Below are 7,047 nucleotides of genomic sequence, written 5' to 3'. Positions count from 1 at the left end.
AGAGTAACATAAATCTCAAAAAATAGGGTGAAAAAACCTTTATTTGTCATGCAAAAAAATAGAAGATAGGATAGAGAATCACTTTGATGTTCTCAATCCTATCTCCTATTTAAAGAGTTAGATCACTAACTTAATGACATTGGGAAATCCCTCGACTTTTTTATATTTCCTTCGCTTGATAATAGGTCTCTACTTCTTGTTTGAGATGAGACAGCATAGAAGTTTCATCGACCAGCTCCAGAAGTGAGAAACCTTTTTGGATAAGTTTAGCATCATCCCTACAAATCCCAATACGGACATAGCAGATAGCAAGCCTATCATAGCTTTTCTTGTTCTTGGCATCTTCCAGTAAAGTGTAGCAGATTTGCTTACACATGTTTTTATCTTGATTGTATAGATAGAGTGTGGAAAGGTTAAGCAGGATTGCCATTCGCAAGTCATATAAATGTTGATAGTTTTTATAAACTTCTAGGCGTTGCAAGATTTTTCCAGTGATGAGATGGAGGTGTTCAATGGGAAAGCTGAAAAGGATGGTATTGAGGATTTTTAGGTCACTCTCATACCATGTATCTTGTTTTTCAATTTTTCTCCAAAGTTTCTTGACAACCTGTTCTGCGTGATCTGATAGTTCCCCTGCCCCGTGTTGACGGATATAAATGACAACTTCAAGCATGTCTCTGATTTCTTCTATAGGGAGATCGTGGTGGGTATTGAGGTAGTCTTGGCATTTTTGAAATAAATTGACAAGATCGCTGGTCCCGATAATGGAACGCATATTGAGATAGGTTTGCATAATCTCTGTGCGTTGACTTGGTTGATAAAGTTGACAGATATATTCAAACTCTTCAAAACTCATATTGATTTGCCGGAGAAGAAACTCCATATTTTCATATTTTGGGGTTGTCTTGCCACTTTCGATTTTTGATAAGCTAGTTCTTGAGAGAACACCCCCACAGACCTCTTCTTGGGTCAGCCCCTTTGACTCACGTATTTCTTTATAGACCTTTCCGAAATCATAACGCATGATTTACTCCTTCTCGTGAAAAAAGTTAACAAATAATAAAATCCTATTAAAAATATTGTATCATAGCAATGTAAAAAGTAAAAAAGAAAGTCGAAATAAAGTTGTGAAAAAGGTTGACATAGTTTAAAAATGGAACCAAGAATAAGAGGAAGAAGCATGAGTAATCTAGAGTCAATTCGTAAAGCGCATATCATCGTGTGGGGGGCCTATCTATTTTTATCATTAAGGGCGCCGCTAATTAGCAGCACTGAGTATTTCTTGCTTATTTTTCTAGCGTTTCTCTATGCGATAGTATCGCTCCCTATATATTCAGTGAAAAATAAAATAGTATCTATCTGTCTAGCCATAAACTCAATTCTGTTAATGATTTTCCCGATTTTAATCAATAAATATTTCCCAGGAAAGGTTTCTACTTATATCGTATTAATCAGTATTTTTATCCTGGAGTTCTTAATCTTTAATATAATTGGGAAAGATTTTGATACTAAATTGACTAAAGAATATAAGAAAATTAGTCAGTTTAGAAGCAAGGTGTCTCAATCTCCTTGGATAAAATATTTAGAGATTTCTAGTTTTATATTAACTATATTTCCATTTATTCTTCATGGTACAGTTGCTAATCGTGTATTGACTCTTATCTTTTTGATAAAAATTTGTGTAGATAAGACGATAAAGTTTCTATTAAACAGAATTTTTGACTCAAGTGAGGTAATGAAAAGGAGGATATTTTCTCTTTTTGTACTAGATTTGATTGTCTATTTATTTTTAGGTTATATTTTAGTAATGCAGAAAGACGGATATCTGTTTTCAATTCTACTAATTTTTTCTAATTTTTCACTTCCCTTTATCAGAGAAAAAGAGTATGAATTATTTAAAAATAAGAAGTAAGATAGATATGGTGGCTTTATTAAAATTGAGAATAAAGTTTGGGAGATATTTTTATTTATTTTAGGTGTGTTGTTAATTGTAATTTCATTACTAAGTCCCCCAAAAATGAAATTTTGGAAATAGAGTTAGTGAGAAGGACAGGATAATAGTATTATGATGGTTGTTTTAATTTCAGTGGTTGTGGCATTTCTGTATTATGTAATTACAGAATATTTTAAGAATAGTTATATTGATTGTATACTATTTCTATCATTGCTAATTTCTCATTTGATATGGGATTACTATTTTTTGCCCATTGAAATCTTAGTGGCATTAAGTGGAGCAAATTTGCTATCAAGATTTTTCAAAAAAAAGAGAAGTCAATAGAGTTGTTAGTGGATTATTAAGACGAAAGGTAAAATTGGGATATTTAAAATGAAACATTTTTTTGCTGGAATTGGTGAAATTCATTTTTTGTCATTTTTATTATATCTAAGCATGTCTACTAGTCCAATTATTGGACTAGTGATTGGATATACTAAAATAAATCTAATAAATTCTATTATTATAGCTCTTGGTATGATATTGGCATTAATTTTGGTATTATCAAGAGTGTATAGAAAATATTTTTATAGAGACGATGATGACTAAAGTTTTTATCAATAAAACCAGAGGTTGGTCGATTGACAGCCTCTTTCTTGTCTTCTCCAACCAAGCATGTTATAATGAATACTGCTCAAGCGACCTTCAATCGTGAAGCACACACGACCTTCAATCGTGAACTAGTCATTTCGTTTATCTTTTATTACGTCGTTAACTCGAAATGAGATGCAAGCTGAGCTTGTCTGATTTATAACCTCAATCAGTCTCCCAGACTGATTGAGCGAACTCAAGTTATGCTTGCGACTCGTTACCTATCATATTTTCATTTTAAGATGATAGGCTAAAATGGTCTCCCAGACCATTTTACTACTAAAAGCAAACGAAAAGACTATACTCGAAGAAATTCTATTGAAAGTCATAGTAAATAGAATTTTGAGGGGTATAAATAAACGAATAGATGGGAGACTTACCATGAGTGATAACTCTAAAACACGTGTTGTTGTGGGGATGAGTGGTGGTGTTGATTCGTCGGTGACGGCTCTTTTACTCAAGGAGCAGGGCTACGATGTGATCGGTATCTTCATGAAGAACTGGGATGACACAGATGAAAACGGCGTCTGTACGGCGACCGAAGATTACAAGGATGTGGCTGCGGTGGCAGACCAGATTGGCATTCCCTACTACTCTGTCAATTTTGAAAAAGAGTACTGGGACCGCGTTTTTGAGTATTTCCTAGCGGAATACCGTGCAGGACGCACGCCAAATCCAGACGTTATGTGCAACAAGGAAATCAAGTTCAAGGCCTTTTTGGACTATGCCATGACTTTAGGTGCAGACTATGTTGCGACTGGGCATTATGCCCGAGTGGCGCGTGATGAGGAGGGCATCGTTCACATGCTTCGTGGCGTGGACAATGGCAAGGATCAGACTTATTTCCTCAGCCAACTTTCGCAAGAACAACTTCAAAAAACCATGTTTCCACTGGGACATTTGGAAAAACCTGAAGTTCGCAGACTCGCAGAAGAAGCAGGCCTTGCGACTGCCAAGAAGAAAGACTCGACAGGGATTTGCTTTATCGGAGAAAAGAACTTTAAAAACTTTCTCAGCAACTATCTGCCAGCTCAGCCTGGTCGCATGATGACTGTGGATGGTCGCGATATGGGTGAGCATGCAGGCCTTATGTATTATACAATTGGTCAGCGTGGCGGTCTCGGTATTGGTGGCCAACACGGTGGTGACAATGCACCTTGGTTCGTTGTCGGAAAAGACCTAAGCAAGAATATTCTCTATGTAGGCCAAGGTTTCTACCATGATTCGCTCATGTCAACCAGCCTAGAGGCTAGCCAAGTCCACTTTACTCGTGAGATGCCAGAGGAGTTTACGCTCGAATGTACGGCTAAATTCCGCTACCGTCAGCCTGATTCTAAGGTGACAGTACATGTCAAAGGAGATAAGGCAGAGGTTATCTTTGCAGAACCGCAACGCGCCATCACACCAGGACAGGCAGTTGTCTTTTACGATGGCGAAGAGTGTCTAGGTGGTGGCTTGATTGACAATGCTTACCGTGACGGACAAGTTTGTCAGTACATTTAGATTGACAAATTTTCTCAATTTGCTACAATAATAAAAGCAATAGAAATGATGGTCAAAGCTCATGGATGTTGCAGGCTTTTTTGTCCTGCACTTCTTTGGAGTTTTGACTGTTTTTGTGTCGTTTAGAGGAAAGGACAAGAATGACTCAGCAAGACTTTCGGACAAAAGTAGGAAATACAGTTTTTGGTGTTCGGGCGACAGCCTTGATTGTCCAAAATCGCAAGCTCCTAGTTACCAAAGACAAGGGAAAGTATTACACAATTGGAGGTGCGATTCAAGTCAATGAAAGAACGGAAGAAGCGGTAGTCCGCGAAGTGAGGGAAGAACTGGGTGTTAAAGCTCAAGCTGGGCAGCTAGCTTTTGTGGTTGAAAATCGTTTTGAACAAGACGGTGTTTCCTATCACAACATTGAGTTTCATTATCTGGTGGACTTGCTTGAAGATGCCCCATTGACCATGCAGGAAGATGAGAAAAGTCAGCCCTGTGAGTGGATTGATTTGGACCAGCTCCAGAATATCCAGCTAGTTCCAGCCTTTTTAAAAACAGCCCTGCCAGATTGGGACGGCCAACTAAGACACATTCATCTTGAGAAATAGGAGAGAAAAGGATGGTTAAGCTTATTGCCCATGTACTTGTTCATAGTGGTGGTGATTATTTGCTCATTCAGCGTTCGGAAATTAAAAGAGGAGAACCCAACGTTTATCCAACTTACTGGGATATTCCTGGTGGCGGGGTTGAAAAGGGTGAACTTCCGCGAGATGGTGCTCTTAGAGAATGCATTGAAGAAGCGGGAGTTAGGCTAGATAGCAGTTCGCTCAAACTTCTTCACGAAGATAGTCAACTGGATACCTCTAAGGATACTGTCTTTACTCGCTTAGTTTATAAAGCAGAGTGGGTTGGGGAGAAGCCAATTATCCGATTAGATCCTGAAGAGCATACGCATTTTAAATGGGTTACTATGGCTCAAGCTCTAGAGGAGGAGAAGTTAGTTCCTTATTTACGAGAAATTTTTGAAAGGTTAAGAAATGACATATAATTTTACTGAAGAATACGATATTATTGTAATTGGTGCGGGACACGCTGGGGTTGAGGCTTCCTTGGCCGCTAGCCGTATGGGCTGTAAGGTCCTGCTTGCGACTATCAACATTGAAATGCTGGCTTTCATGCCTTGTAACCCCTCTATCGGTGGTTCTGCCAAGGGGATCGTTGTGCGTGAAGTTGATGCCCTCGGTGGCGAGATGGCCAAAACCATTGATAAGACTTACATTCAGATGAAGATGCTTAACACAGGGAAGGGGCCAGCTGTCCGTGCCCTTCGTGCGCAGGCTGACAAGGAGCTTTACTCCAAGGAAATGCGCAAGACGGTTGAAAATCAAGAAAATCTGACCCTTCGTCAGACCATGATTGATGAGATTTTGGTTGAAGATGGCAAAGTTGTCGGTGTTCGTACAGCGACCCATCAAGAGTATGCTGCTAAGGCTGTTATCGTGACTACAGGGACGGCCCTCCGTGGGGAAATTATCATTGGAGATCTTAAGTATTCATCAGGTCCTAACCACAGCTTGGCTTCTATTAACCTAGCTGACAATCTCAAGGAACTGGGCCTCGAAATTGGTCGTTTCAAGACAGGAACACCTCCACGTGTCAAGGCTTCTTCTATCAACTACGATGTGACAGAGATTCAGCCAGGAGACGAAGCGCCTAATCACTTCTCATACACTTCGCGTGATGAGGATTATGTCAAAGACCAAGTGCCATGCTGGTTGACCTATACCAATGGTACCAGTCATGAGATTATCCAAAATAACCTCCACCGTGCGCCTATGTTTACAGGTGTGGTCAAGGGAGTGGGACCTCGTTACTGTCCATCGATTGAAGACAAGATTGTGCGCTTTGCGGACAAGGAACGTCACCAACTTTTCCTTGAACCAGAAGGGCGAAATACTGAGGAAGTCTATGTTCAAGGACTTTCAACCAGTCTACCTGAGGATGTCCAACGTGAGCTGGTTCATTCTATCAAAGGTTTGGAAAATGCTGAGATGATGCGAACTGGTTATGCCATTGAGTATGACATGGTCTTGCCTCATCAGTTGCGTGCGACTCTGGAAACCAAGAAAATCTCAGGACTTTTCACTGCTGGTCAGACCAATGGAACGTCAGGTTACGAAGAAGCAGCAGGTCAAGGGATTATCGCTGGTATCAATGCGGCTCTGAAAATCCAAGGCAAGCCTGAATTGATTTTGAAGCGCAGTGACGGTTACATTGGGGTCATGATTGATGACTTGGTGACCAAGGGAACCATTGAACCCTACCGTCTCTTGACCAGTCGTGCTGAATACCGTCTCATCCTCCGTCATGACAATGCTGATATGCGTTTGACAGAGATGGGACGTGAGATTGGCCTTGTAGATGATGAACGCTGGGCTCGCTTTGAAATCAAGAAAAATCAATTTGAAAATGAGATGAAACGCCTAGACAGCATCAAACTTAAGCCAGTCAAGGAAACCAATGCCAAGGTTGAGGAGATGGGCTTCAAGTCGTTGACAGATGCAGTGACAGCCAAGGAATTCCTTCGCCGTCCAGAAGTTTCTTATCAAGATGTGGTGGCCTTTATCGGACCAGCTGCAGAGGACTTGGATGACAAGATTATCGAATTGATTGAAACAGAAATCAAATACGAGGGTTACATCTCAAAAGCTATGGATCAGGTTGCCAAGATGAAACGCATGGAAGAAAAACGCATTCCAGCCAATATCGACTGGGATGACATTGATTCTATCGCAACCGAAGCCCGTCAGAAGTTCAAACTCATCAATCCAGAAACCATCGGCCAAGCCAGCCGTATTTCGGGAGTAAACCCAGCAGATATTTCTATTTTGATGGTATATTTGGAAGGTAAAAATCGTAGTATTTCTAAAAATCAAGAAAAGAAAGCATAGAGAAAAACAGCTCCGAAGACG

At 40.1% G+C, this 7,047-nt stretch carries 8 protein-coding genes; 7 read left to right on the top strand and 1 reads right to left on the bottom strand.

Features of this window, described 5'->3' with window-relative positions; translation table 11 throughout:
- Nucleotides 1-160: 160 nt before the first annotated feature.
- A complete protein-coding gene (locus CYK18_RS05905) occupies nucleotides 161-1,024 on the bottom strand; it encodes a helix-turn-helix domain-containing protein (protein ID WP_101782082.1) in 864 nt (287 codons plus the stop codon).
- A gap of 156 nt (nucleotides 1,025-1,180) precedes the next feature.
- On the opposite strand from CYK18_RS05905, the gene CYK18_RS05900 reads away from it, so the two are divergent.
- The 7 genes from CYK18_RS05900 (at nucleotide 1,181) to mnmG (ending at nucleotide 7,026) form a co-directional block, all read left to right on the top strand.
- Nucleotides 1,181-1,912, top strand: a complete 732-nt coding sequence (locus tag CYK18_RS05900) for a hypothetical protein (protein ID WP_101785619.1) — start codon at nucleotides 1,181-1,183, stop codon at nucleotides 1,910-1,912.
- A gap of 153 nt (nucleotides 1,913-2,065) precedes the next feature.
- On the top strand, nucleotides 2,066-2,278 hold the full coding sequence (locus CYK18_RS11090) for a hypothetical protein (protein WP_101782084.1): 213 nt from the start codon (nucleotides 2,066-2,068) through the stop codon (nucleotides 2,276-2,278).
- Nucleotides 2,279-2,326: 48 nt separating this feature from the next.
- The gene (locus tag CYK18_RS11085; RefSeq protein WP_084954284.1) at nucleotides 2,327-2,542 is read left to right on the top strand and encodes a hypothetical protein; all 216 of its coding nucleotides are present in this window, start codon (nucleotides 2,327-2,329) and stop codon (nucleotides 2,540-2,542) included.
- A gap of 423 nt (nucleotides 2,543-2,965) precedes the next feature.
- A complete protein-coding gene (gene mnmA / locus CYK18_RS05885; RefSeq protein ID WP_101782085.1) occupies nucleotides 2,966-4,087 on the top strand; it encodes a tRNA 2-thiouridine(34) synthase MnmA in 1,122 nt (373 codons plus the stop codon).
- Nucleotides 4,088-4,227: 140 nt separating this feature from the next.
- On the top strand, nucleotides 4,228-4,683 hold the full coding sequence (locus CYK18_RS05880; protein WP_000193656.1) for an NUDIX hydrolase: 456 nt from the start codon (nucleotides 4,228-4,230) through the stop codon (nucleotides 4,681-4,683).
- An 11-nt stretch (nucleotides 4,684-4,694) separates the two neighbouring features.
- Nucleotides 4,695-5,123 (top strand): NUDIX hydrolase, encoded by a 429-nt coding sequence (locus CYK18_RS05875; RefSeq protein WP_101782087.1) that lies wholly within the window; start codon nucleotides 4,695-4,697, stop codon nucleotides 5,121-5,123.
- Complete coding sequence (gene mnmG / locus CYK18_RS05870) at nucleotides 5,113-7,026, top strand: tRNA uridine-5-carboxymethylaminomethyl(34) synthesis enzyme MnmG (RefSeq protein WP_101785613.1); 1,914 nt, start codon at nucleotides 5,113-5,115, stop codon at nucleotides 7,024-7,026. The genes CYK18_RS05875 and mnmG overlap by 11 nt, the downstream gene beginning before the upstream one ends.
- The last annotated feature ends 21 nt before the right edge of the window (nucleotides 7,027-7,047 follow it).

This window comes from Streptococcus mitis, assembly GCF_002860865.1.
Classification (GTDB): Bacteria; Bacillota; Bacilli; order Lactobacillales; family Streptococcaceae; genus Streptococcus; species Streptococcus mitis_AT.
This window is presented reverse-complemented; position numbering and strand designations above follow the sequence as displayed.